The organism is Clostridium algidicarnis DSM 15099, assembly GCF_002934235.1.
Taxonomy (GTDB): Bacteria; Bacillota; Clostridia; order Clostridiales; family Clostridiaceae; genus Clostridium_L; species Clostridium_L algidicarnis.
Map to the genome: position 1 here is coordinate 20,984 of NZ_PTIS01000021.1, position 25,524 is coordinate 46,507.

Annotated in this window: 18 protein-coding genes; 12 read left to right on the forward strand and 6 right to left on the reverse strand. The window is 37.4% G+C overall.

Features of this window, described 5'->3' with window-relative positions; all coding sequences use genetic code 11:
- Positions 1 to 136: 136 nt before the first annotated feature.
- The 5 genes from BD821_RS11875 to BD821_RS11895 all read right to left on the reverse strand — a co-directional run bounded on the left by BD821_RS11875 (position 137) and on the right by BD821_RS11895 (position 4,440).
- A complete protein-coding gene (locus BD821_RS11875) occupies positions 137 to 2,401 on the reverse strand; it encodes a phage/plasmid primase, P4 family (protein WP_104410665.1) in 2,265 nt (754 codons plus the stop codon).
- On the reverse strand, positions 2,398 to 2,829 hold the full coding sequence (locus BD821_RS11880) for a DUF7768 domain-containing protein (protein WP_104410666.1): 432 nt from the start codon (positions 2,827 to 2,829) through the stop codon (positions 2,398 to 2,400). The genes BD821_RS11875 and BD821_RS11880 overlap by 4 nt, the downstream gene beginning before the upstream one ends.
- The gene (locus BD821_RS11885) at positions 2,810 to 3,043 is read right to left on the reverse strand and encodes a hypothetical protein (RefSeq protein ID WP_104410667.1); all 234 of its coding nucleotides are present in this window, start codon (positions 3,041 to 3,043) and stop codon (positions 2,810 to 2,812) included. Before BD821_RS11885 ends, BD821_RS11880 begins: the two co-directional genes overlap by 20 nt.
- 15 nt (positions 3,044 to 3,058) lie before the next feature.
- Complete coding sequence (locus tag BD821_RS11890) at positions 3,059 to 3,283, reverse strand: hypothetical protein (RefSeq protein ID WP_242971507.1); 225 nt, start codon at positions 3,281 to 3,283, stop codon at positions 3,059 to 3,061.
- A 36-nt stretch (positions 3,284 to 3,319) separates the two neighbouring features.
- Positions 3,320 to 4,440, reverse strand: a protein-coding gene (locus tag BD821_RS11895) for an IS3 family transposase (RefSeq protein ID WP_104410668.1) whose coding sequence is annotated in 2 segments (ribosomal slippage) — positions 3,320 to 4,194 and positions 4,194 to 4,440 — 1,122 coding nt in all. Because the reading frame shifts where the segments join, the coding sequence is not laid out codon by codon here.
- 182 nt (positions 4,441 to 4,622) lie between these two features.
- On the opposite strand from BD821_RS11895, the gene BD821_RS11900 reads away from it, so the two are divergent.
- The 3 genes from BD821_RS11900 to BD821_RS11910 all read left to right on the forward strand — a co-directional run bounded on the left by BD821_RS11900 (position 4,623) and on the right by BD821_RS11910 (position 7,268).
- Complete coding sequence (locus BD821_RS11900; protein ID WP_242971508.1) at positions 4,623 to 6,581, forward strand: helicase-related protein; 1,959 nt, start codon at positions 4,623 to 4,625, stop codon at positions 6,579 to 6,581.
- Entirely contained in the window at positions 6,581 to 6,916 is a 336-nt protein-coding gene (locus tag BD821_RS11905; protein ID WP_104410669.1) for a plasmid mobilization protein, read from the forward strand. Before BD821_RS11900 ends, BD821_RS11905 begins: the two co-directional genes overlap by 1 nt.
- 67 nt (positions 6,917 to 6,983) lie before the next feature.
- Positions 6,984 to 7,268 (forward strand): CD1845 family protein, encoded by a 285-nt coding sequence (locus tag BD821_RS11910; RefSeq protein ID WP_104410670.1) that lies wholly within the window; start codon positions 6,984 to 6,986, stop codon positions 7,266 to 7,268.
- A gap of 129 nt (positions 7,269 to 7,397) precedes the next feature.
- Here BD821_RS11910 and BD821_RS11915 read toward each other — a convergent pair whose 3' ends face one another.
- Entirely contained in the window at positions 7,398 to 9,218 is a 1,821-nt protein-coding gene (locus tag BD821_RS11915) for a hypothetical protein (RefSeq protein WP_104410671.1), read from the reverse strand.
- Between the two features lie 95 nt (positions 9,219 to 9,313).
- On the opposite strand from BD821_RS11915, the gene BD821_RS11920 reads away from it, so the two are divergent.
- The 9 genes from BD821_RS11920 to BD821_RS11960 all read left to right on the forward strand — a co-directional run bounded on the left by BD821_RS11920 (position 9,314) and on the right by BD821_RS11960 (position 24,840).
- On the forward strand, positions 9,314 to 10,714 hold the full coding sequence (locus BD821_RS11920) for a relaxase/mobilization nuclease domain-containing protein (protein WP_104410672.1): 1,401 nt from the start codon (positions 9,314 to 9,316) through the stop codon (positions 10,712 to 10,714).
- A 338-nt stretch (positions 10,715 to 11,052) separates the two neighbouring features.
- Positions 11,053 to 11,277: a helix-turn-helix domain-containing protein gene (locus BD821_RS11925; RefSeq protein ID WP_104410673.1), complete on the forward strand. Its 225-nt coding sequence runs from the start codon at positions 11,053 to 11,055 to the stop codon at positions 11,275 to 11,277.
- 27 nt (positions 11,278 to 11,304) lie between these two features.
- Positions 11,305 to 14,478 carry a helicase-related protein gene (locus BD821_RS11930; protein WP_104410674.1) on the forward strand — a complete coding sequence of 1,058 codons (3,174 nt, stop codon included), beginning with the start codon at positions 11,305 to 11,307 and terminating at the stop codon, positions 14,476 to 14,478.
- 48 nt (positions 14,479 to 14,526) lie between these two features.
- The gene (locus BD821_RS11935) at positions 14,527 to 16,422 is read left to right on the forward strand and encodes an AAA family ATPase (RefSeq protein ID WP_104410675.1); all 1,896 of its coding nucleotides are present in this window, start codon (positions 14,527 to 14,529) and stop codon (positions 16,420 to 16,422) included.
- Positions 16,406 to 18,253, forward strand: a complete 1,848-nt coding sequence (locus BD821_RS11940) for an ATP-dependent helicase (protein ID WP_104410676.1) — start codon at positions 16,406 to 16,408, stop codon at positions 18,251 to 18,253. The genes BD821_RS11935 and BD821_RS11940 overlap by 17 nt, the downstream gene beginning before the upstream one ends.
- A 39-nt stretch (positions 18,254 to 18,292) precedes the next feature.
- Positions 18,293 to 19,009, forward strand: coding sequence for a DUF4391 domain-containing protein (locus tag BD821_RS11945; protein ID WP_104410677.1), 717 nt, complete (start codon positions 18,293 to 18,295; stop codon positions 19,007 to 19,009).
- A gap of 17 nt (positions 19,010 to 19,026) precedes the next feature.
- The gene (locus BD821_RS11950) at positions 19,027 to 20,943 is read left to right on the forward strand and encodes a site-specific DNA-methyltransferase (RefSeq protein ID WP_104410678.1); all 1,917 of its coding nucleotides are present in this window, start codon (positions 19,027 to 19,029) and stop codon (positions 20,941 to 20,943) included.
- A 13-nt stretch (positions 20,944 to 20,956) separates the two neighbouring features.
- On the forward strand, positions 20,957 to 24,040 hold the full coding sequence (locus BD821_RS11955) for a restriction endonuclease (protein ID WP_104410679.1): 3,084 nt from the start codon (positions 20,957 to 20,959) through the stop codon (positions 24,038 to 24,040).
- A gap of 374 nt (positions 24,041 to 24,414) precedes the next feature.
- A complete protein-coding gene (locus tag BD821_RS11960) occupies positions 24,415 to 24,840 on the forward strand; it encodes a sigma factor-like helix-turn-helix DNA-binding protein (RefSeq protein WP_104410680.1) in 426 nt (141 codons plus the stop codon).
- Positions 24,841 to 25,524 lie beyond the last annotated feature (684 nt).

Below are 25,524 nucleotides of genomic sequence, written 5' to 3' on the forward strand. Positions count from 1 at the left end.
AACTCTTCTTATAGGATATTTTATGTTTTTGCTATAGGGACTTTCTATATATGACCTTACTAGACCTGCATATCTATAAATTCATTACTTAAGAAAAGTTTGGTTTTTGACCTTTCTGACCTGCACATTATGCTATTTATTCAATAAAATCTGTGTTTTTAAGGCGAACTCCAATAATAAAAATACCTTTTGAATACTTTTTACGATTTAGACCTGCAACCTCAAGTGCAGCATAGAAGTCTGTGGTACTCCTCGTGTACTCTCCTGTTCTCAAACAATAAGCACGGTATTCTTGATAAAACTCTCCTGACTTTTGTTTATAGCTAGAGTCAAGTTCACAACACTCATCAAGAAATGCTCCAAGCCAGTCATTATTAGCACGATAGCTATTAATCGCATTTTCAACACATGATGGAAGCTTTAACTTAAAGTCATTTGCAATAACCTTCTTTGCACCTTCTATAATCCAAGCTAATACATAGGGGCCAGCATCTTGGACTAGGTAATCTGTATAGTTTTTAATATCACTATTACCCTCTATTTTTGCGTTAAAAGGAATAACAATTAATCTACGCCATGTACCTTCATCATTAGCACCTACCCTTGGCAGATGATTTGTATATAGTACAAGGGTGTGGCTTGGCACATACTTGAAGGGGTCCTTATACTTCTTCTCTGCCATAACCTCATCTGTAGAACATAGCTGCTTAATGACGGAAGTATTCAGCCGCATACCTTCTTCTAATTCAGCTGCTATTATAAGACGTTTACCTTTAAGTTCTGCCATCTCCGGTTTAACATTCCTCTTACACCCAACTGTCAATGCATCTGATGACATAGAACCACTATAGGTACCAAGGATTCTTGAGATAGTGTTCCAGAAAGTAGATTTACCGTTGCGACCTTCGCCATAAGAAATGATGAGAGCTTCTACATACACCTTCCCTATGGATGCAAGACCTACAATCTGCTGAACATAATCAATAAGTTCCTGGTCATCGCAGAAAAAGGTATCAAGTGCATCAAGCCACAGCTGCTTGCCGTTATCTCCTGGAGTAACCGAGGTCTGTTTTGTAATGTAATCCATGGCATCGGGTTTATGCATTCTTAAAAGCCCATCTTTTAAATGATAAGTTGCTCCCGGTGTATTAAGAAGAAACTCATCTTTATCTAAATCACTGACACTAATAGAAAGCATAGGCTTTGCAGCCTGTAAGGCACTCATTACATATTTCATGTCACGACGCTTCATAACAAACGTTCTGTATGATACTGCAGATAAATATTCACGATATGTATCTAACTGCTGACCTTGTAATGAATTTTCAAATTTCTTTCCTCCTGCCTTAACATCATCTATAGATACTCCAACTGCTACAACAGCATCCATCGCTCTTTGTACTTCATCTAAAGCATGTGCAAGCTGTAAATCCAAGAATTCCTCCATTGCCCCAACAGCCTGTTGTTTTGACTCCACCCAATATTCCCCATTAAAGCGAAGATAATCAGTGGCATCTGTATAACAAAGTTCATTTCCATATTCATGGGTAAGGATCTTTGCCTGACCTATATCAGAGAAATCTGAAGGTTTTAAGGACTTTCCTTTAAAGTCATCATTAAAATCCTCTGGGGCAACATAACCTTCTTGGTCTTGTACTTTTTCAGCAAACTTCACGGCGCTGTTCCATATAGTAGCAAGTTCCTCATCATCCATAGGAGGATCGCACTTCTTTGCCTCATCAAGAAAAATCTGATGCGCCTTTTCTATAGCACCATAACGTTTTGCCACTCTACCTGCAAAACGTGATAATGTACTGTTTCTCTTTCCTTCTGGAATAGAAGAAACTTCTGTTGTTTCATTATCTTCATCGCCTTTATCTACAGGTAATTCCTCTTCAATAGTCTCCCAGCCATCATGCCATATAACTTCATCGCAATCAGCACCAAATATAAAACGAGCTGCATCTAAGGCGTTATTATCAAAGAACGGAAATGTCTCCTGTATCCTTCTTTTCAGCTTCACATACTTTATGTTATCTGTGCATGGGCGAATAAGGAAATATATATGAAACCTTGGTCTTGCTGATTTGTCATCCTTCTGTTTCATATGATTACGGCTTGGTGCAATGGCATAAGAAACATCTGGTAGAAGTTCATCTATTCTTTCCGGAGTAATCCATTCATTTTCTTTTTCTGAATGGTCATTATCACAATCCATTACAACTACTACAGATTCTTTAAAGTTATCTGCACTACGATAATTATTTTTGTACTCTGCACAAACATGATCCATTTTAACTACTGCTTTTAATTCTTCTGCATTAGTTACCTCCACTCTGTTGGGGTAGCTACAGTTCTTGGTATTGCCTGTGCAATTTGCTGTATAAAATATTAACTTCATATGCTTTCCTCCTTTAAGTTCTCTGTGAAATAACGGATTGCCATACATCTTTGCTTGGCTTTTTGAATTTCTACTCTCATACCTTCTGATATTCTTTCTCCAAACACCCATAGTTCATTACACTTACCAAGTAAGACCATATTCATAAACATGGCTAATTCCCTTTCCTGTGGAATGTCATCATTCATAAACTGTGGAAAAAGCAAATGTGGAGCAATAGGAATACCATTCTTCTCTAATGTAAATCTACAAAAACCCCGAGCCTTTTTTACATTTACATCAACATCCCCTGAATAGGGTGAACAAACATATACAAGAGGTTTGAAGGCAGCATTTTTTTCTGCCCTCTCCTCTCTAATAATATTTGTAAGAGCCTCATAGGTTGTTGGGTCATAGTAACCTTGTGAGTTATATTTGTTTATGCACATAACCCTTACCTCCATAACTCGCTCTGATTTCTTTACTACACTCATTGTAATAGACAGATGTTCCGTATAAATCTTCATTCCTATCAGCAAATATTTGTAAAAGATCAACATTAACTTTACATCCACAAATAGGGCAGATACAGAATACATTTTCATCATTTATTTCCATGGACACTTTTATAGCATCATTTCTTTTTTCCTTAACATAAAACATTAAAATTTCCTCCTCTTATATGGATTTGTCCTTCATCTTAGTAACGTACCATTCAAGGTGATGCTTACGCTGCTCATAATCTGGTACTGCCACAAGCAAACCTATATCAACCTTTTGTAAGATTTCAAGCATATTGATTTGCTCATCACTAAGGTGTGGTCTAATACTTTTTCCTTTTTCTATGTTGTTAGCCAATCTAAATTGCTTTGCTGACATCCCAACTACAATGCGGTTAAGCATATCGCATTCATTAATAAAGTGGATTGTCAACACTTATTAGGACAACTTTTTCTCGGACAGAATTGCCTTGTATTCAATAGGACTAAGATATCCTAAAGAACTATGAACCCTAAATTTGTTATACCAGTTGACATAATCAAATAATGATGTTTCTAACTCTTCAAAGCTTTTAAATATTCTATTAAAAACAAATTCTGTCTTTATGATTTTAAAGGTAGCTTCGGCTACTGCATTATCATATGGACACCCTTTTTTACTCAGAGACCTGCTAATATTAAAGGTTTTCAGAAGATTATCTATCATAGAATTTTTAAACTCATTACCTCTATCAGTATGGAGTATACTTATATTATCTAGTGGATACTTCACATTGGCGAAAGCCTTGTAAACAATGTATTTATCTTTATTTGCGCCAGCAGAGTATCCGATAATCTCTCGATTATAAAGATCCAAAAGTATGCATATGTAGTTCCATTTTCCATTAACATTTACATATGTTAAATCACTTACAATAACATCTAGTTTTTCTTTATTTTTGAAGTCTCTTTTAAGAAGATTATTTATTTTTTCCTCATTGCACTTTGTCTTATGAACTTTATATTGCTTTAAAGTATACTTAGAAACCAGTGAGTACTTGCTCATTATTTTTCGTATTTTTCTTCTTGAAACAATGTAACCTATTTTGCTTAATTCAACCTTAATCTTTCTACTGCCGTAGTTATTTCGGCTCTTTTTAAAGATAGATATAATCTCATTATCTAATTTGCTATCGCAAGTTTTTTCAACTTTTTTATAGTAAATTAGACTTCTTGAGATGTTTAAGATTTTACACATGGCGCTGATACTGTATTTATGCTTATTAGCCTTAATTACATCTATTTTCGTCCCATTATCAGCGCCGCTTGCTTTAAAATATCATTTTCCATCTTTAGCCTTTGATTTTCCTTTTTAAGTTTAATAAGCTCATTTTCTTCATCAGATCTGTTATCCTTCGCTTTAAAAGAACCAGAAGAAGAATAGTCTTTTACCCACTTATTTACAGTAGACCTAGCAATGTTATACTCTTTAACAACTTCATTTATGTTTTTTCCACTATTTATAAGTTCTACAATTTGCTTTTTAAATTCTTCATTATACCTTTTATTTGTATTAGACATGATAAACCTCCAAATTAATTTAATTTATTCTATCATGTCCGAGTATTTTCTGTCTAAATTAGTGTAACCTATCCACACACAGCTACAAAAATCTGTTCCTATATACCAAAATGCGAAACGTGGCAGGGCTATCCACCTCCGACGCTCAAAAATCAAGTGATATGTTTCTGAAATGTCGCTATATGGATGAGCTGACTGGCGGCAAAGGCATTGTTTTTGCCACCGGCACGCCGGTATCCAATTCCATGACCGAGCTTTATACCATGCAGCGATATTTGCAGTACAGCACTTTACAAAAAAACGGACTTAACCACTTTGATTGTTGGGCAAGCACCTTTGGCGAAACGGTAACGGCAATAGAGCTTGCTCCTGAAGGCACCGGATATCGTGCAAGAACACGCTTTTCCAGGTTCTTTAATCTGCCGGAGCTGATAGCGATGTTTAAAGAAGTAGCGGATATTAAAACCGCTGACCAGTTAGATTTACCGACCCCAAAAGTGATTTATGAAACAGTTGCAGTAAAACCTACGGAGATTCAATCGGATATGGTAAAGGAGCTATCAAAGCGAGCTGCCGAAGTCCATGCGAATGAAGTTGACCCTTCCATCGACAATATGCTTAAAATTACCTCTGACGGTCGAAAACTTGGGCTAGACCAACGCATTATCAACCCACTCCTTCCCGATGATAAAGCAAGCAAAGTCAATGCCTGTGTAAATAACATCTACCGCATTTGGCAAGAAGGTTCTGTGGATAAGCTGACACAGCTTGTATTTTGCGACATCTCTACTCCAAAGGGAAAAATCATGTCACTGGACGAGCGAGCGGCAAAGGCAGGCTCACAAGCCATTAACGGTGTTGAGCTTGCAGCACTTGAGGACAGTCTTCCGGATAGTGCGACTAAACCTTTTGCTGTTTTTAATGTTTATGATGATATTCGTAACAAACTGGTGGAAATGGGAATGCCCAAACATCAGGTAGCCTTTATCCATGAGGCAAATACCGAAGTGCGTAAAAAAGAACTATTTGCAAAGGTACGCAGTGGCGATGTTCGTGTATTGCTTGGCAGTACCGCCAAATGCGGCGCAGGCACGAATATCCAAGACCGCCTTGTAGCTCTCCACGACCTTGACTGCCCGTGGCGTCCGGGGGATTTGACCCAGCGAGCAGGCAGAATTGAACGGCAAGGCAACCTAAACGAGGAAGTCGGGATCTATCGCTATGTAACCGAGGCAACCTTTGATGCGTACCTCTGGCAGACTGTAGAAAACAAGCAAAAATTCATCTCGCAAATTATGACCTCCAAAAGTCCCGTCCGTTCCTGTGAGGATGTAGATGAGGCAGCTCTCTCTTATGCAGAAATTAAGGCGCTTTGTGCAGGTAACCCCAAAATCAAGGAAAAGATGGATTTAGATATTGATGTATCAAGGCTAAAGTTATTAAAGGCAAACCACCAAAGCAGCCAGTACCGCCTTGAAGATAATTTACTGAAATACTTTCCTGAGAACATAGAAAGAAATAAAGGCTACATCAAAGGCTTCGAGCAGGATTTACAGATCCTTAAAGCGCATATTCCAAAAGATGGCGAATTTATGCCAATGGTCATTAAGCGCGATGCCTTAACTGATAAGGACAACGCAGGAGCAGCACTTTTAGAGGCCTGCAAAGAAGTAAAAGGCAGTGAATCCGTGGAAATCGGCAGCTACCGTGGCTTTTCCATGCATCTATCCTTTGACAGCTTTAACAGGGAGTTTCAACTCTCCCTAAAGGGAGCAATGAGCCACCCTGCTAAGCTCGGTATGGATTCTAGGGGTAATCTTATTCGTATAGACAACGTTCTTGCCGCTATGCCTGAACGCTTAAAAGCAGTGACGGATCAGCTCGAAAATCTTTACAATCAGCAAGCGGCTGCAAAGGCAGAGCTTGGCAAGCCATTCCCACAAGAACAGGAGCTAAAGGAGAAAACTGTACGGCTCTCTGCCCTAGATGCAGAGCTTAATATGGACGCTAGCGGTCATGCTCCAACTACTGATGCTCTATGCAAAAAAGACCGCCCCTCGATCTTAGACAGTTTAAAGCAGTCACCAAAAGCAGGAAAGGAGCAAAAGTTAAAACACGAGAAACAAATGGAGGCACGATAATGGCAAAACGAGTAAGAAATATTCAACTCCACTTCATGGTAACAGAACATGAACGCAGTTTTATAACAGAAAAAATGGAACAGCTCGGCACAAAAAATTTAGGAGCCTATCTTCGCAAGATGGCGGTGGACGGCTATGTAATACAGCTTGATTTATCCGATATACGAGAGCTGGTAAGTCTCCTTCGCCGCACCAGTAACAGCTTAAATCAACTCACGAAGCGAGTGCATGAAACAGGCAATATTTACGCCGATGACATTGAGGAATTAAGAAAAAGCTATGACAAGCTTTGGGAGACGGCAGACGAAATACTCTGCCGTATTTCTGCCATCTAAAATCCATATCATAGACAGACAGAAAAAGCTTTGGTACGCTTATCTCATAGAAATGGAGGTCGATTATATGCGAATACTGCTTAAAATATTGTTGTTTCCCATAACACTTATGGTATCTATCATTTTACTTGTATGCCAGTTTGTCTGTGTATTCAGCTCGATGCTGCTTTCGATTTTAGCATTTTTCTTGTTTGCGCTGGGCTTTGCTGCAATGGTATTCTTGGGAGATACAAATGAAGGATTAACAGCAATGTTCATTGCCTACCTCATCAGTCCCTATGGAATCCCCCTGCTCGCCGCTTGGCTCCTTGGTACGATGGGCGGAATAAATGAAAGGCTCAAATCTATTTGATACTAAGAGGGACAAAAGCATTTTGGTTATTCCTCCCCTAATTGACGCAAAGCAGGAGTATCCTCATAGAATAAGGGCAACCAAGTCGATTATCTCTGCTCTTATTTTTATACTGATGCTCCTGCTATTTTATTGTCTTTGCATTTTTTTTATTTGTTGGAGCGCAGCATTCGCTTTTCCCAGTAGGACTCTCACATCTGGGCTTATATCGCATTTGAAAAGTCCGTTTACAACAGCTAAAAACTCCATATCTATTAATTGATAGCCGAAATTTGTTTCAATCCTATTAGTCAATGAGTCTACAACATATTCCCAGAATTCCTTGCTCAGAAAATCTGTCCTTAACTCAATTAAATCTGTCTTATCACCTGTTGATTCGAAGATTCTTTCATAGTATGGATTTACAAGCCAATATGCTACTTGAAGTGGACGGTTTTTCTCTATAGAGTCATAGTCAGATATGATTTTATTTCCAATCATATCATTAAACATTGCACCGAAATGAGGATTTTCCTCCGACTTAATTAACATAGAATAATGTGTCTTATATCCTGATATAAAGCAGTGCATTTTATCAGTTTCGCTTTTACGTGATAGCATATGAACTAAGATACTTAGATCGAGTAGCAACTCATGAGCAAATATCTCAGCTGATATGCTGTTATTGAAAAGAGCCTTATAATTACCATGAGCAATGCGATTGCGAATTAGGTTGTTGAAATAATACATGAAATATTCAACTACTTCAGGATATGTATCGACTTGTATATCTTGTAAGTGTTGGATTTTTTCTTTAAGAACATCGTTTATATAAATTGCCATATTTGTAAACCGATTAAACGTAGTAGCATCTTTCAAAAAATCGCCGAACATTCCTTCGATTTGCAACGGAACAATGTGATTAAATATTATGAAATCATCGGATTGAAACAGCGTTATACTTTTAAGTAATACTTCTTTTCTTTCTATTAAGCAAACACTTTTTTCAAGTAACTTAGATAATTCATTTATTACATCATGCTCTAGTACAAATTTCCTTAGTGTATTTAGATATAGTTGGGGATTAGAATTCTTCTGAGTGTGCAATTCATCAATGGAGGGAATTTTATCTTTGGCAAGATTAAGTTCAGCCACTCGATCTTCGTCACTTTTAGTATATGAATGAAAATGCCAATTCTTGTGTAGGGCATCAATAGCTGTATACAGTTTCACTTTGAAAAACAAGGCATACGGTCTATCTAAATGATCCTCTGCAATTTCAAGAACCTCTCTATAAAACGAAAATTCAAGGGATGCATTCATTATAGTAATAGTATCTTTTGACAGCTTTAGAGCCAAGCCTTGAAGAATATCTTGGACACTTTGTGGTTCTCCTAAATTACAGAAACGGTTCAATTGCCTTTCCATGTGTTGTTTTGAGAACAATATCATTTCCTTCTGTGTTCTCAATTCATTGCACTCTCTATGACACTCTTGTAAAAGATTTTCTTCGGTCGCTAGATCCCTAACCAAAGAAAGAGTTGGCTTTTTTGATTCCACAGATGCTATTCGTCTTTTTATAGATAGCAGTTGGGTATTGATTAAATCAATTTTCACATCGGCTTTATTTAAAACAGTTCCATACAGTTGAATGAATATTTTATCATATTCTTCCTGAATTATAACAAGTTTATCATTTGGCAAATCTTTAATGCCGATTATTTTGCAAAGGGATATATAAAAATCATCTGGCATACTAATTTCGTTATTCTTTAGGACAGATTTAATGACTATATTAAGCAGTCTGTCATTTGCGCCATCAACACTACCAACAGCTTTATTGAAATAGAACTCCCCTAATTCCTGCATAGTAGATTTAGTAAATATTTCGGAATCAATACAGTCATACAAATCAAATTTTATGTATTGATATAGCTCTTGGCATATAGCATTTTCATTTTCTATCAGCACAATAATTCCCCTTTCGTTAAGCTTATATAAGACTATATTATCATAAACTATGTTCCAAATATAGTTTCAAATGTTAATTTCAAGGAGGTGTTATCCTGGCTACCACACGCTTAATTTCCATGCACCAAAACAAAGGCAAATCCATTGCCGATTGCCTTGCTGACCGCACCGATTATGCCAAAAATCCCGACAAAACAAACGAGGGTGAACACATCAGCTCTTATGAGTGCGACCCCAAAACCATACAAGGTGAATTTCTCCTTTCAAAGCGGCAGTATTCTGATATTACGGGCAGGCAGCAAGAGAATGATGTGATCGCCTATCAGATACGCCAGTCCTTTAAGCCGGGAGAAATATCGCCAGAGTTAGCAAACAAAATAGGCTATGAACTTGGCATGAGTTTTACCAAAGGAAACCATGCATTTATCGTGGCAACTCACATTGATAAGGCTCATATCCACAACCACATTATTTTCAATTCCACCTCCTTGGACTGTACAAAAAAGTTCAGGGATTTTTTAGGTTCAGGCAGAGCCGTCCGCAAAATATCTGATCGCCTTTGTCTCGAAAACAGACTGTCTATTATCGAAAATCCAAAGCGTGGGAAAAGCCATTATGGCAAGTGGTTAGGTGATAAGAAACAACTTTCCCACTCTGAAAGACTGCGTCAGATTATTGACGAAATCCTTGCAAAAAAGCCTGTGGACTTCACAGTGTTCTTAGAAGAAATAAAACAATCAGGTTATGAAATTAAACAAGGCAGCCATCTGTCCTTCAAGGGAGAGAATCAAAAGAAATTCATTCGCCTGCGCTCTCTCGGCAATGATTATTCAGAAGAAGAAATCAAGTCGATTATTAGTGGCGAGAAATCTCAAACTAATAAGAAGCGCTCCAGCCAAAAACCACAGCCTCGTGTTAATTTGCTTGTAGATATACAGGCAAAATTACAAGCCGGCAAAGGTGCAGGCTATGAGCAGTGGGCAAAGATTTTCAACCTCAAACAAATGGCGCAGACTATCAACTTCTTAACGGGAAATAACCTTCTTGCCTATGAGGATTTAGAGGAAAAATCACAGACTGCCACCAACAATTTCAATCTGCTTTCTGCGGAAATCAAGACCGCGGAAAAGCGAATGGCAGAAATAGCCATACTCAAAGCTCATATCATAAATTACGCAAAAACCCGTGATGCTTATACTGACTACCGCAAGGCAGGCTACTCAAAAAAATTCTATGAAGAAAACACTTCCGATCTGCTTTTACACAAGGCAGCAAAAGCGACTTTCGATGAGCTTGGTGTAAAAAAGCTGCCCACAGTTAAGGCTTTGCAGGCGGAATATGCCGAGCTACTTGCCAACAAGAAAAAAGCCTATGGATCATATCACAATGTAAAAAAAGAAATGCAGGAAGTGTTGATTGCGAAGGCTAATATTGACCGACTTTTACAAAGCGAAACATCTGAAAAGGAGAAAGAAAAACCTCTGGAACAGAGATAACCCACCCTATGGTTTTCAGCTCCCAAAGGGAGCGTAGCCACACAATTTATTGTGTGTTCAGTGGGGATTGGGGAAACTCCCCAACAAGCAAAATAGCAAGGTGTGTACCACCTTGCCCTGCTTGCCACGAATGTTTCAAAGAAAACAAACAGTACCCTCTCTCATATTCTTTCGCCATATTCCATCGTTTTTACAAAACAACATGCATTTATCTCAAAAACGTATGATTTTCTTTACCTATTTGTTATAAATTCTTGTAAATCTATGATATTTGATCTATAATGTAATGGTTATTACTATACTTGCAAAGCGAAGTCGGCGATGAATGAGGGATGGATATGAATATTAGTTATAAGAAATTATGGATTGAGCTTATTAAGCGAGATATTAAGAAAAGTGATTTGAGAAAACTAACCGGAATATCGGCAGGGACAATCACAAAGCTGAATAAAAACGAACCTGTTTCTATTGCCGTATTGCTATCAATTTGTGAAGTTTTACACTGTGACATCGGTGATATTTGTTCAGCCGTTTCAGGTGGCAGTGTTACAGAAGACAATTGAAATATTCAATAAGAACGGAGTAGAGATATGGGGAACGTAATATCTTCAACAGAGCAAATGATTGAAAAAATCAACGATGTCCTTAAAACGAAAAAAAATGCAGTAGTTAATATTGTAAATGACAAACTGACGCTGTCAGTTTTTGCATTACTTGAGCAAAATCTTAAAAACGTAAAGGAAATAAATTTTGTAATCAGGGACACTAAATTTGTGCCAGAGAAATCTGAAATATCTCATGAGTTTGAAATGGCTCCTGCCGATATTTTATACAATTCTTATGATATTGTTGAAAAAAATAAATTGAAACATTTTGCAAAAGCAAAAGCAATGCACGATTTTATCAAATCTAACGTTAATGTTAAGAGAGCAAACCCTAAAACTAAAATAGGTGGAAATATCATCATCATTGACGATGATTTCATGATACAAGGATCATCCTCTCTGGAGGTATCTCCAAAGAAAAAGAGCAATGGTTTCAGGAACATAAATTTTGACACAATGCTCAATGGAACAATGGACAAAGACCAAATACTCTCAGCCCTCAACATATTCAATCAAATCTGGTTTAACGATCAGGTTTCTTCGGACTATAAAGAAGAGTTGTTGCAGAGCTTGTCTTTTGTTTATAAAGAACACTCTCCTGAGTTTCTGTATTATTTTACCCTCAATGAACTTTTTGGATATCAAATAGACAGCGGTGTAGAAAGATTTGAAAGAGACAGTGAGCGGTTCAAAAAGACTGAAATATGGCAATCTCTTTATGATTTTCAAAAGGACTGTGTTGTATCTGCCATTCAAAAACTGCAAAAATACAGAGGCTGCATCATAGCCGATTCTGTTGGTTTAGGTAAAACCTTTGAAGCCCTCGCTGTTATAAAATACTTTGAAATTAAAATGGACAATGTTCTGGTTCTTACCCCTGCAAAACTGTATGATAATTGGAACTCTTTCAGAGGTACATACAAGGACAGTTTCCTGAATGAAATTTTTAATTACAGGATCATGTTCCACACAGATTTGTCCCGTTATAAAGGTATGTCTCAATCGGGACAAGACCTAAAGAGATTTGACTGGGGCAATTATGACCTTGTGGTCATTGATGAATCCCACAATTTTAGAAACAGAAATGATCGCTACGATGACAACGACCAATTGATTATGACAAGGTATGCCAGATTGATGCAGGACGTGATTAAAAGAGGCAAAAACAATACCAAAGTACTGCTCCTCTCCGCTACTCCTGTTAATAACAGTTTAGTAGACCTTAAAAATCAGATTAGCATTATAACGGGGGATAGGGATTTTGCTTTTCAGGATGAGGGAATCTCCAGCGTAGAGAACCTTCTTAGAAAGTCCTCTACCATTATAAATCAGTGGGAAACTACCCCCAACCATAACAAAAATGATTTGCTGGATACTCTTCCATCGGAATTCTATAAGCTGCTTGAGCTTATGACGATTTCCAGAAGCAGAAAGCATATTACCAGCTATTACGGAAACAGCAGTGTCGGGAAATTTCCTCACAAAAATAAGCCTGAAACTAGACGTCCTGAAATAGATAGTCAAGAAAAGCTCTTAAAGTTTGCTGACACAAATGAATTGTTAGAGTCGCTTGAATTATCGGTGTACACCCCTACAAAATACATTAAAAGCGAATACCAGAAGATATATGCTGAGAAATACAGCTTAAAAGGAAAGCGTGGCGGAAATATGGACTTTCAAACCCAGTCCAAAGGTATGATTATCATGCACCGTTTTAACCTCTTTAAGCGCCTTGAAAGCTCGGTCTATTCTTTTGCGGAAACCATCAGAAGATTGATGGAAAAGATAGATAGAACCATGGAGGTTCTCAATAAAGGTGGATTTGTCGATGAAGAAACAGGCACACCTGATGAAGAATATGAATACTTAGAAGGCAAATATGAAATCGAAGTTGCCCACTTGCGTGTTGCAGATTATCTGTACGATTTAGAGGGCGACAGAATCATTCTCGAAAAAATATACAATGATGCAAAGAGCATTTTAGACGAAAGTAGAGATTTAAAAATCCGCACCCTGCAAGATGAAATTATTAAAAAAGTATCTCAAACGCCTTATAACAGCGGCAACAAGAAGATTATCGTATTCACTGCCTTTTCGGATACGGCAGACTATATTTATCAGCAGATTGCCTCCGAGCTTAAAAAAGCCCACTTGAATACAGCTTGTGTTACAGGCAAAGGTGTAAAGACAACAAACAAAAATGTGGATAGTGATTTTAATTCTGTGCTCTGTGCCTTTTCTCCTAAGTCTAAAATGAAAAAAGAGCTTTCAGCGGACAAACAGATTGACATTCTGATTGGTACAGACTGTATTTCAGAAGGGCAAAACTTGCAGGATTGCGACACGGTTATCAATTTTGATATTCAATGGAATCCCGTTTCGCTAATTCAAAGATTTGGTCGTATCGACCGTATTGGCAGCACCAATGAATCTATTCAGATGATCAACTTCTTCCCTAACCTTGAGCTTAATGAATATTTAGGCTTAGAGCAGCGAGTAAAAGGAAAAATGACAACCCTGAACATTGTTTCCACCGGTGATGAGGATTTCTTGTCCCCTGAAATGAACGACTTCAACTTTAGAAAAAGGCAGCTGGAACGCTTAAAAGATGAAGTCATTGACATTGAAGATGCCAATGAAAATATCTCACTCACCGATTTAAACATGAACGAATACTTGTATGAATTATCCGATTATGTGAACAATACTCCGGCAATAAAGGGCGTGCCGAACGGAGTGTATTCTGTTTCTGACGGCGAAAAGCAAGGCGTTTTATTCTGCTTTAAGCACAGCAATTATGACGAAAAGCCAATGTCCGACAGCTCACTGTATCCTTATTATTTGCTTTACCTTGATAATAACGGTGAGGTGCTCTATGGAAATGGAAAAGCTCGTGAAGTCGTTAAGATATTCAGAAAGCTCTGCTATGGAAAAAACAAACCCGTCCATTCGTTGTTTAATCAGTTCTTTATAAAAACGAACAATACAAAGGATATGAAGATTTATTCCGAGCTTCTCAACAAGGCAGTTCACTCCATCAAAGGCGAAGAAGAAGAAAAAGCCTTCCAGGCCACTTTTGATTTTGGCGGATTCAATAATGCTTTTGCCGAGGAAACCACGGATGATTTTGAACTGATTTCATTTTTGGTGGTGGAATGATTATTATTTAATTCCCCAAAATGCTGGCAATTTTAAGGAGGTAGCTCTATGCCAATTTCTTTAACAAATATTCGAGTGAACAACTTTAGATCATTGGAAGATATTGATTTAACGATCAATAAAACCAATATTCTCATAGGACAGAATAATAGCGGAAAATCCAACTTGCTTAAAGCAATAAATATTGCTTTTGGTAATGCTCGAGATATTTCTGAATCTGATATTTTTATTTCATCAGAGGAAAGAATTACAAATACCAAAACAGCAATAATAGATATTCTATTAAAACCAGTAGATTTGGAAGGCAGTTTTCAAAAAACATTTTCTGATTTCTGGATTAGCGTATTTACAGATTCATGGATTACTCCCGATGAAACCAATGGGGATTTTGTTGGGATAAGAACAGTCCTTCAATACGATATAAGAAAAGATGACTATATCATTGTCAAAAAACCTATTCAAGAATGGAATGATTCTATTGAAACGTCTGTTGTTGGAGCAAAGAAAAACTTTGGAAACGATATGATGGATTCGTTGATATCTTTTTATATGGACGCTCATCGTGATGCTGTTGAAGATATCAAAAACAGAAAATCATTTTTTGGCAAAGCTACATCACAAAGTGATTTATCGGATCAGCTAACTTCCGAACTAGAAGGTCAGCTGAACCATATTAATTCAGAAATTGTTCGAAATATACCTGCACTGCAACAAACAAATAGAAGAATGTCTTCTATAGGTAAAACGATGGGTTCATCAACAGGTACTGTGGAAATTGAGCCGCTTGCAAGGAAAATATCTGATTTGCATAAAGGAATGGACATTGTATATAAAGACGGGGTAGCCGCTCAGTTTTCCATATCGCAACACGGAATGGGGACACGAAGTTGGATTTCATTTTTAACACTAGGGGCTTATGTAGATTGGCACAATGAAAAACTTAAGCAGGATGATGAAGATGCTGAAAATTATACAATGTTGACAATGGAAGAACCAGAGGCACATTTACACCCACAAGCTCAGCGTCAACTGTATTTTCAGATAAGTGAATTTGATGGGCAAAAAATAATTAGCACCCACTCTCCCAGCGTTCTTGCTCAAGCAGAGCTAGGGGATATTATTTACATCAACAAGCAACAAGGCAAAACAAATGCAAAACATTTTAATGTAAATCAATATACTCCAGAAGAATTGAATCGAATAGAGCGAGAAGTTATAAATACAAGAGGTGAGCTACTGTTCTCTAATGCTATCGTTCTATGTGAAGGTATAACTGAAGAACAAGCTCTGCCTGTATATTTCAAAGAATACTTTGGCGTGGAAGCCATTTGCTGTGGTGTAAACATTATCGGTATTGGTGGTCAAAATTACAAAACATTCCTAAATTTAATTAAAGATCTTGATATCCCTTGGTTTATTTTTAGCGATGGTGAAACAGCAACCATAAAGACTCTCAAAAAAGCCGTCGGTGTTGAAAATATTGAAGAATTGAACAGCATGTCAAATATTATTATTTTAGACAATGAAAATGATTACGAAAAATATTTAATATCTGATGGTTATACTGACATAATAATTTCCGCAATAAATGAGTGTGAAAATGATGAAGAATATTTTGCTAACCATATTCTGACTAAAAATCATACATCGTTGGGCAGAGAACGTACTAATGATCCTATGTGCGGAACTTGTCAACAACCTATATATAAGGACGTCTTAAGGGATTTCGATGGTGAAGGTGGATTGGAACGTGCATTATATGATTGTTGTACTGGGAAAAAAGCAAAAGCGAAATATGCTACATACGTGGCTGAAAAGATAGTGTCACAGCAAGACGTTACCAAGCGAATTCCATCAAAAATTAATACTTTTTTAAAAGAAATTGGATGTCTTTTAGATTTAACAGAAAAGGAGGATTACAGAACTAATGAAGTTATCGAATAAGCAAGAACAAATTGTTAAGCATGTGGAAGGCGCTATTCTAGTCAAAGCAGGACCGGGAAGTGGTAAAACACGAGTCCTCATAGAAAGGATTAAACATCTTCTTCTATCCAAAAAACGTTGCAAAATTTTAGCACTTACATTTAGTAACCTCGCTGCTGATGAAATGAAAAACAGACTTAAAGAAGATACTGCAATCAGTGATTTAGCTGAAAATGTCACTATTGGTACTATCCATTCTTTTTGTTTAGATTTAGTGCAAAACAGAGGCAACTTAATCGGCTTAGGAAGAGAACTGATGATTTTTGAAAGCAATTCAGATCAGCTTTCAATAATACGAGATGTTTTCTCCAGCGATCCTCAACTGATGGCAATATTAAAGTCTAAAGAAAAGCCTACAGCTTTTCTACAAAAATGCTTGTCTCTAATTTCTGAGAAAAAAAAGAAGTTTGTTTCGCCTGAAATGTGTGAAATAAACGAACCTTTTTCAGTAATTTATCGTGAATACAATGAACGTTTATTAAGCCAAAATGCTTTGGATTTTGATGATATATTGTTTTTTGCATATAAAATTCTTACTGAAAACCCATCTGTTGTTAACTTATATACCTCACTATATAAGTTTATATGTGTTGATGAAGCACAGGATTTAAATTTTGCACAATATCAAGTTATCAAAGCACTCTGTGGAGATAAGTGCAAAAATATAATGCTTGTAGGAGACGAAAATCAGTCGATATATGGGTTTAATGGATCGGATAGCACCCTAATGTCTGAAAAGTTTGTTAAGGACTTTAACCCTACTGTTTACTTGCTAAATGAAAACTATAGGTCTGCAAAAACAATTGTAAACTTTGCGAATAAATTAGGAAATTACGATAGCGTTTCCAATTATGTTTATTCCGGAGAATTAAAAGCATATTCTTTTTCGGATGAAAAAGATGAAGCTCAATTTGTATTAGATAGAATTAAGGAATTACTAGATAGTGGTCATCCAGACATAGAAAATGGTTTAAGTTATGATTCTTTTGCAGTTATTGCAAGAAACAAGTATGTGCTCTCACCTTTAGAAACTATTTTTTCAGAACTTAATATCCCGTTTGTTTATAAAAAAAGCTCAAATGGACTTGAGAACGAATCGGAATACATGAAAGCATTTGAATTAGGAATCAGAATATTATTAAACCCGAAAGATATTGTTCATTTGAGAGAATTGTGCAAAATTGCTGACCGAAAATCATCTGAAATTATTAGTGATGATAATTCATTAGCAATCCTAACCCAAGCTTTAGAAAATACGGTATTCATCGACTTACTCCCTTGTTTCCAATTGTTAAATAAAGAAGAATTGAATTTTCCCAAGGTTTTGATGCAACTTAAAGATCAACTTCCGAAAAGTATATCGGACGAAGAGAAATATTTAATTATTAACGATATTGAGCAATGGGAGAAGCATTGGAAAAAGTACTCCGGGCAAGTACAGCGAGAAAATAGAACACTACTCTCTTTTAGAAATTATATATCTCTTGGGAAAACTCAAGACACCTCTTCTTCCAAAGGAATTTCCTTGCTTACCGCACATATGTCTAAAGGTTTACAGTATGATGTAGTTTTCGTTATCGGACTGTCTGAAGGAACATTTCCTGACTATCGTGCAGTTAACGCCGGTGGTTCTGAAATGGAACAAGAAAAAAACAACATGTACGTTGCTGTGACAAGAGCAAAACGACTATGCTATCTTTCCTACCCCATAAGTAAAAAAATGCCTTGGGGTGATAATAAACGACAAGCTCCATCAAGATTCTTAAAAGATATTGATATTCTTGAATCTTAGATTTGTACTAGAGTTTCCTTTAAGCTATGAGGTGGTGGAATGATGTTTAACTTACCCGAAAAATATAAGGTGGGCAAAAAAATCCCAATGAAGGACTTTATCCCGAAGGAATTTAAGCCCGATGCAAAAAAGAAAATCAAAGAAAGTGTAAAAAGCGTCATCTTAAGCTATCAGATTATGGGCGAAGACATTCCCTCTTTGGTAAATGAAGAATACAATTTTCAAGTCATTCAATTTTATAACCTTGAGCTTGCGGATATCAAAAGGGCTGCCTTTATTGCGAACCTGTATCAGGAGATTATCAAATCGCCTTGTGTGATCCGGCTACATGATAGCAGCAATGAGACATACTCCTTTGCCCTAAAAAGACTGAATCAAAACGATAGTACGCAGATTGTGGTTACAGACAAGGTTCTTACAGCCGTCTACCCCATTGTTCTGCCCAGCACCGATAAAAATAATTTGCTAAGGGAGCTTGCCTATGGCAACGTCAAAAATAATGACAACAAAGGATCATTTTATTTTGAACTATACCTGCGAGCCTATATTTTGACAAATGACAAAGTGTATGCAGGTGCAAAATCTTTTTTATCTAAGCCAATATGGTACAGCTTGAGTAAGCAAAAAGAGGTTTACGCCCTCCTCTGTAACCTTGCAAGTAATAAAGAAAAGGTTCAAAAGGCTGTATCAAACAGTGAAAAAATGAAGCTGAATCAAGAAATCAGACAAGCTATAAGTGAATTAGATAAAATATAAACATGGAGGAAAAACAAATGGACTACCCAAAAGTACCACAAGAGATTAACAACATTGTCGAGGATAATGTAAAGCTATTAGCACAGATCTTCCCCTCTGCCGTTAAAGATGGGCAGGTTGACTTTGAGGCTTTAAAAGAAGAGCTTGGACAATTTGAAGAAGTGGACAAAGAAAAATACGAACTTACTTGGGCTGGCAAGCAGGATGCAAAGAAAAAAGCTCAAGAAGACGTTTATAATAGAACGCTTAACTATATCGAATCAGACAGCAAGAACCCTGAAACCACAGAAAACCTTTATATTGAGGGCGATAATCTTGAAGTTTTAAAGCTGCTACGCCAAAACTATTACGGCACCATTAAAATGATTTACATTGATCCACCATATAACACGGATGGAGATTTTGTTTATAACGATAAATTTAAAATCAGTGTAGAAGAAAGTGATATTTTGGAGGGCGCTCGTGATGAATCTGGTAATGCCTTGCAAAAGAACTCAAAATCATCTAACCGTTTCCATGCTAATTGGCTGAATATGATGTATCCACGATTAAGGGTAGCAAAGGATTTGTTGACCGATGATGGAGTAATTTTTATCAGTATTGATGAACATGAATACAGTAATCTAAAAAAGGTATGCGATGAGATTTTTGATGAAGCTAATTATTTTGGAGATATCACTTGGGAATCTACAACACAACCGATAAATGCTGGTTCAGCCAAGTTCGGTTTACAGAAAAAAACTGAGCCAATATTAATATATTCTAAAAACAAGAGTAATGTGCCAGGTTTTAATGTAGAAGAAGTTAATGGTGACTTATCATATCCCCATATCGGAAAGCTTGGTCCATGTAGATTTGAAATAATAGAGAAATCTGATGCTGGAAGTTATAATAGACCTACTATGAAATTCCAAATTCTCGGTCAGTATCCAAGAGAAGGGAAACGTTGGCAGATTGGGGAAGATACTGCTCGCCTTTTAGAAAAAGAAGGCAAAGTGGAAATAGTTGATGGAGTTGTTAAAAAAGCTATTTACCCAGAAGATGAGTTAGATAAAATACAATTCAAACCTTTTTGGTCGTTGTTTAGTGCCGCAGAATACGGAACTGCACAGACAGGAAAAGACGAGCTAAATACTATAATGGGGACTCCTGTTGGATTTGATACTGTAAAATCAATATCATTAATTAAAAAATTATTATTCCATATGGGCAAAGAATATACAGTTCTCGACTTTTTCTCTGGTTCCGCCACCACGGCGCATGCTGTTATGCAACTTAATTCTGAAGATGTTGGAAACCGGAAATTCATTATGGTTCAGCTTCCCGAGGAAACTGGTGAAAACGGTGATGCATACAGAGCAGGTTACAAAGATATATGCGAACTTGGTAAAGAACGCATCCGTCGTGCAGGTGAGAAAATCAAGCAAGAAATTGAAGCCGCCAATGCACAGCTTAAGATTGGCGAAGAACCAAGGCGAGTAACTGATATCGGCTTTAAAGTATTCCGCACAGCTGATACCAATATCAAATGGAATCTGTATGATGCGTTAGGACAGCTCGATACCAGTGCAATGACTCACACCTCTGACCTTGCTGACTTCACCATGGGCTTTAGCGACATTGATGTTGTATACGAAGTAATGCTCCGTCAAAAGGATGCGCCACTCTCCTCTACTTTTGAAACATTAACCGGCATTGGCAGCAGAACCTATTTGTATGGCAGTGCATATTTGGTTTGCCTTGAAACAGAAATTACTGAAAATTTAATTGATAAACTGGCTGCCCTTGATCCACTGCCTATTAAATTTATCTTTAGAGATTCTGCTTTTAAAGACGATATCAACCTGAAGGACGAAACATTTAGGAGACTGAAAAATCTCATTGAAAGAAATTCAGGTCTTGCAAAAAAAACATATACCGTAGAATTTATATAAGGAGGAAGTAGCCGTGGCAAAAAGAATTGCATTCCAATTCGATGATGAATTGGACTATCAGTTAAAAGCAATCAACTCCACTGTAGACTTGTTTAAGGGGCTTCCTCGTCAAACAGATGGAATCTATCGACCAAACCGCACCAAAAAGGTTGGCGAGGGCGATCCTGTAAGAAACCAAAGCATTGTAGCAGGCAGTAGGCTGCTACAAAACCTAAGACAAGTGCAGCTTGATAACAAGCTGTTTGCAGATAATGAGCTTGAAAACAACAACTTTACCATTGAGATGGAAACAGGCACAGGCAAAACCTATGTTTATCTGCGTTCCATTTTAGAGCTTTACAAAGAATATGACTTTAAGAAATTTATGATTGTTGTGCCCAGTATTGCAATCCGTAAAGGCGTGGAAAAATCCATTGATCAGTTAAAAGACCATTTCAAAAGACTCTATGATGTGGATTTGTCCAAGCACAGCTTTATTTATGACAGCAACAACCCCAAAATGGTCAGTTCAAGCCTTGTGGAAACCAATGATTTAAGCATTTGTGTCCTTAATATTCAAGCTTTCAATAAAGACAATAACAAAATCCGTAGCGAAGATGAATACGGACAGATTTTGTGGGAGGATATTAAGTACATAAAGCCCATTGTTATCATTGACGAACCACAAAAGATTGAGGGACAGAAAGGCAAGAAATCAAAGTCTTTACAAGCAATTGATGATATTGAGCCTTTATTTGTGCTGCGCTACTCGGCTACCCATAAGCAGCTATACAATCAAATTTACAAACTGGACTCCTATGCCGCCTACAAGAATGATTTGGTTAAGAAAATTACAGTAAAAACGGTAAACGGAGTTATTGAAAGAGATTACCCCTACATTCGCTATGTCGCTTTCACAAAGGACTTAAAGGCAAGGATCGAGATGTTCTCTCAAAAACAAGGGGATTCCATTCGCTTTAAAACCTTTGATGTATCGGCAAATACTTCTTTAGAGGAGTTATCCGGCGGTCTGGTGCAATATCGGAATATGCGTATAGCAGAAGAACCCCATAAGCTCAAACCTTTGAAAATTGCTACTACAGATGGCACTATAACCTTAGCCCTTGGCGAAAGCAACAATGGACTTGAGGATAGCGAAGCTACCCGTATTCAAATTCGCCTTGCCATCAGAAATCACTTTGAGAAGCAGTTTTCAATTTTAAAAAGCGGTAGAAAGATAAAAACCTTAACCTTGTTCTTTGTAGATGCTGTCAGCAAAGTTCGTGATAATACTCGTCCTGATGGACGTGGAGAATATCTGCGTATCTTTGATGAAGAGTATCAGAGTGCAATCAAAGGCTACGAAAAACAGCTTGCAAAGTATAAGGAGTATTTCCCTGAGCATCAAGATATTTTAAAAGTGCGTGAAGGTTACTTCGCTATCGACAAAAAGAATAATGAAGTTGAAATTGAAGATTGGGATGACAGCAAAAGCGAGTTAGATGTTAAGGCGAAATCCCAGGAAGATATCGACCGAGGTATCAGCTTAATTCTCGAAAGAAAAGACGAGCTTATTTCCTTTGAAGAACCACTTGGCTTCATCTTCTCTCATTCAGCACTTCGTGAAGGTTGGGATAATCCCAATGTCTTTACCCTTTGTACACTGAAAAACGGAAGCTCTGATATCGCAAAGAAGCAAGAAATCGGTCGTGGCTTAAGGCTGCCGGTTGATATTACCGGCAACCGTTGTTTAGATGCGGTCGTCAATGAACTGACTGTTATTGCAAACGACAGCTACGAGAATTTTTCAAGGGTACTCCAAGAGGACTTCAACCAAAACATGAACTTCAACAAGAATGAAGTAACTGCCGAAATCCTTACTGTTACACTTGAAAAAGCAGGTGTTCCGAAAGAAAAAATCACTGCGGAACTGGTGGACACCTTTAAGCAGGAACTAATGCGGAAAGGCATCTTTGACAGTAATAATATCCTCGGCAAAAACATGGAGCAAACATCCAAGCTCCTTGAAGGTCTTGTTTTTGAAAATGAAATACTAAATGAGCACGCTCTAATGCTGAAAGAAAATTTTGCAGAGTATATGGTGCAGAAAGGCTCTCAACGCATTGAAATTAAAAATGGTGATAATGAACCTTATGTGAATACAATCCGTGCCTTTGTATCCCAAGAAGAGTTTCAGCAAATCTACTTTGGTCTTAGCAGCAATTTGACTAAGCGCACGCTTTATAAATGCAATGTGGATAAAGATAAGTTTATTTCCGGCTGTATTGAAGAAATAAATGCCTATTTGCAATACTTTAAAGTTACCAAGGCAGTGAATATTGCTACCGGCAAGGCTGGATTTAACGATGCCCAAATGTTTGAAATGGAAAAGTCAGGTGATAAAACCTTTGATATCGATGTGGGCATGAAGGTTACTCCGAAAAGCGATTTTGAAGTCGTTAACTATATCATGCACCACACTATGCTGCCCCGTCTTGCCATTTTTAAGGTGCTGGCTGAAATTGAAAAACGGGATGCACTCAACTTCCAAGACATTCTTGATAGAGTAACTCAAAAGATTTTGGTGCGATTAAATGATGCCAAGGCAGCAAATATCTCTTCATATGAAGTCATTGACGGCTATGAGCTTGATGAGGGACAGATTTTCGCTACAGATACCATCAGCGAAGAAGATTTTAATGATGAATGGCGTATCTTTAAGTCTAACCCAAATAGAAAAAACGCCTTAAATGAATATTATAAGATGGATAGCAAAGGCGAAAAGGAATTTGCCGAAAAACTAGAAGCAAATGACAATGTTATCTTATTCACCAAACTGAAAAAAGGCGGTTTTGTAATAGACACCCCTTACGGACACTACTCTCCCGATTGGGCGGTTGTTTGTAGGAAAGATGGACTTGAAACAGGTGCCGTAGGCATTTACTTTATCGTAGAAACAAAGGCTGGAAAGCTTAAAAAAGACTTAACCGATGTTGAAGCAAATAAAATACGTTGTGGCGAGTTACACTTCAAGGCTGTATCTGAATTGGTTAAATTCAATTGGGTCAATAGCTACGAGGATTTTAAAACCAAGTTCGGTGTAAAAGAAAGTATGTAAGATAACCTGCCTGTTTGATAATAATAAGGAGCACATATGGTATGTTTAAGAGTAATGAGCTATATCACTTGTAAACTTCATACCAATGGCTCTAAAAGGAGTTTACTCAAGCAAAGTATATAGCCGAATTACGCATTGCCATAGAAAACGTCATATCCCCCAAAATAAAAACACCGTAACTCAGAGGAGGGTTATGGTGTTTTTTTGTCTTAAACTCAAAACAAGTTTTCTTGTTGTGTTTAATGCATCGAACCATTTTGGATCGGTGCGTTTTTTTATTCTTTTGAATTATAGGTTTTTTAGATTAAAATCCGGGCGTTCTCCGCCTTCTGTCCTTTCAATCAGATTTTTAAAAATTGAAAGGATGGACAAATATGAAAACCATAAATCTAAAGGATATTTACCCTTATTACTTCAAAGAAGATAAATTGATTGACGTGCCGGACGAGCTGGTACAGATATTTGAGGAATATGCCAAGGCAGAGGAAACCTATGAACGAACAAAGCGTCGTTATAAAGCTACATACTCCCTTGATCGTGGAGATGGCATTGAACGTGATATTCTCTTCGTTTCCCTCTCTCCTGATGAACTTTACGAACGCAAGTTGACGCAAGAACAGCTCCATGCAGCAATAGCATCATTGCCCGACAAGCAGGCAAAACGAATCTATGCCCATTTCTTCTTAGGCATGAGCAAAGCCGCAATCGCTCGTTCTGAGGGAGTCAGCAAAGTATCGGTATCAGAATCTATCGAAAGAGGCTTGTGCTCAATCGAAAAGTTTTTAAAAAAGTTTCTTTAACACCCCTTACTTTTGCCTGAATTTTGTCCTGATTAGTGAGATGTACTTTATATCCTCACACAATATTGTACCTTGACAACTAAATATACGGTATTTTGAGTACAGATCTTATGTGGCTGAAAAGCAAAGCAACATAATGGGCATCGCCATGATGGGTTCTGTAATGTTCTTGTAAGTTAATGAATGTCAAAACAGAGCATTGCACAGCCAGAGCGATAAAATGCAACCATTAGACCAATCGGTGGCTCGATTGGTGCGATGACACACATAAGTGATAATGATACTTTCTCACGACCTCCCACAGACTTGAGGGGGAGTTCCTGCGATATTTGTAGCCTCTTGAAGGGACAGGGCTAATCGGTATTGTGGGGCTATGATGTCAGCCAATGACAGCTCGAAATATCCCCCTTGCCTGGGTGCGTGGCAAATAAGGCGAATGAATAAAGACAATGCACACCACATTTTTGCACAATGCAATTTGTGGTGTGCTTATATTGCAAAGCGACAAACTTCTCATAATGATAATAAGTGCTTATAATCAATATAAGCACCTTACTTGGAGGTGATTGCAAATGGAAAATATCAAGAATGGATGGGTTATAATTAGCTATACAATAAATATTCGGACATGATATAATATAAAAATAAATGAAAGTAAGAGGTATATATCATGGGAAGAAAAGG